3 protein-coding genes are annotated in these 2104 nt (G+C 65.5%); 1 reads left to right on the forward strand and 2 read right to left on the reverse strand.

Annotation, left to right across the window (positions count from 1 at the left end; genetic code table 11):
- A partial coding sequence (locus tag EN969_RS28175) for a TOBE domain-containing protein (protein WP_127419586.1) occupies positions 1-626 on the forward strand: 626 nt, incomplete at its 5' end.
- 36 nt (positions 627-662) lie between these two features.
- On the opposite strand, the gene EN969_RS28180 is transcribed toward EN969_RS28175, so the two are convergent.
- Positions 663-1745: an ABC transporter ATP-binding protein gene (locus tag EN969_RS28180; RefSeq protein ID WP_013529417.1), complete on the reverse strand. Its 1083-nt coding sequence runs from the start codon at positions 1743-1745 to the stop codon at positions 663-665.
- On the reverse strand, positions 1742-2104 hold a 363-nt coding region (locus EN969_RS28185; protein WP_127419587.1), incomplete at its 5' end, for an ABC transporter permease subunit. The genes EN969_RS28180 and EN969_RS28185, both read right to left, overlap by 4 nt.

The raw sequence follows: 2104 nt of genomic DNA on the forward strand, positions 1-2104 counted from the left end.
GTCGTGCCATTGTGCGCAATCCGAGGGTTTTCCTTTTCGACGAGCCGCTTTCCAATCTCGATGCCAAATTGCGTGGCCAGATGCGCGTCGAGATAAAGAACCTGCAGCGCTCGCTTGGCGTCACGTCGGTCTATGTCACACATGACCAGCTCGAGGCGATGACGTTGGCCGACATCCTCGTCGTCATGAATGCCGGACTGGTCGAACAAATGGGGGCGCCGCTCGACGTCTACGAAAGGCCGGCCTCGACCTTCGTCGCTTCCTTCATTGGCGCGCCGCCGATGAATCTCCTGCCCCTTTCGCAAGGGCCGGCTGGTCCGGCGCTGGCTGATGGCAAGACGATTGAATTTGCGCCTGCGAACGCCGTCACGCTCGGCTTCCGCCCCGAGGATGCCGACGTCACCTTCGGGTCCGAGGCACCGTCCGGCGCGCTCATCCTGCCGGCGCTGGTCGAGGCAGTCGAACCGGTAGGCGCCGAAAGTTTCCTTCACTGCGCTGCAGGTGGCAGCAGGATCGTCGTGCGGGTCGCGGGTCGCGCCACCGCCACGGTTGGCAACCAATTGCGCGTGGTTGCCAAGGCAGAAAAGCTGCACTGGTTCGATCAGGCCGGAAAGCGCGTCGGCTAATCAGAAAGATATGCCTACGCTCCACCCACGCGGCGTTCAGGCGAAGACATGCGCCTTTCCCGATACAGTCAGCCGGACGATCTCGCCGACCGCCGGCGCGTCCATGCCCGGTTTGCGCAGGACCAGCGGCGTGTTGCCGATCGCTGCCGCATCGGGCGGATCGGCATTGTTCAAGAGCCGCACCGCGACCGTGCACATCGAGCCGGCGAATTCGGATTCCGTCACCTCGCCGAACAGCATGTCCGAGGTGCCGGACATACCCTCGCGCGACGTTCTCTTCAGCGCGATCTGCTCCGGGCGAAGCATGATGCGGGCGATATCGCGGCTGTCATGGGTGTCGACCGCGATGCGGCCGAGCGGCGAGTTGGCGAAGCCATTTGATATCTTGGCCGGCAGGATGATGGCGTCGCCGAGGAATTCGGCGATCATCCTGTCCTTCGGCTTGAGATAGAGCTCGCGCGGCGTGCCGATTTGCGAGAACTTGCCGTCGCGCATCACCGCGACCTGGCTGGCGAAGGACAGCGCTTCGGCCTGGTCGTGCGTCACCAGGATGGTGGTGATGCCGGCGGCCTCCAGAAGTTCGGCCACCGCCTTGCGCATCGAGGCGCGCAGGCCGGTATCGAGCGCCGAGAACGGCTCGTCGAGAAGCATCAGCCTGGGCTTCATCGCCATGGCCCGGGCCAGCGCCACACGCTGCTGCTGGCCGCCGGAAAGCTCGTGCGGGCGGCGTTTGAGGATCGCCTTGTCGAGCCCGACGATATAGGCGAGCTCGACGATGCGCTCAGCGCGCTTGTCCTCGCCGCGGCCCATGCCGAAACCGATATTGTCGCCAATGGTCAGATGCGGAAACAGGGCACCATCCTGCGCCACCACACCGATGCCTCGGCGATATGCCGGCACCGCAGCGCCGCCGTTGGCCAATATGGCACCGTCGAGCGTGATGTGGCCCTGGTCCGGAGCCTCGAAGCCGGCAATCAGCCGCAGCAGGGTCGTCTTGCCGCAACCGGAAGGACCGACGATCGCCGTGCGGCTGCCGCTGGCGACGCTGAGGTCGACGCCGGCAAGGGCCGCCACCGGGCCGTATTGCTTGTGCAGGCCGCTGATTTCGAGAAAGCTCATCGTCCGGCCATCCGTTTCGACTGGACATAGAGCAGCCAGGTCAAGGGCAGCGACATCACCACCATGATGAAGGCGTAGGGTGCCGCCGAGGCATAATCAATCTCGCCACTGTAGGACCAGAAAGCCATCGCCAGCGTGCGGGTGCCGTTCGGTGCCAGCATCTGGGTGGCGGTCAGTTCGTTCATGATGCCGAGCGCCACCAGGGCCATGCCGGCCGCGGCACCCGGCGCCGACAGGCGGATCGTCGTCGACCACAGCGCCTGCAGCGGCGGCCGGCCGAGGCTGGAAGCGGCGCGTTCGAGTTCGACCGGCGCCTGCGCGATCGATGCCCGCAGGCTGACCAGCGCGCGCGGCAGGAA

It is taken from the genome of Mesorhizobium sp. M7A.F.Ca.CA.003.01.2.1 (assembly GCF_003998945.1).
GTDB lineage: Bacteria > Pseudomonadota > Alphaproteobacteria > Rhizobiales > Rhizobiaceae > Mesorhizobium > Mesorhizobium ciceri.

Coding starts and splice junctions, on each gene's coding strand:
- EN969_RS28180 (WP_013529417.1), bottom strand. CDS start 1,745: ATGAGCTTTCTCGAAATCAGCGGCCTGCACAAGCAATACGGCCCGGTG.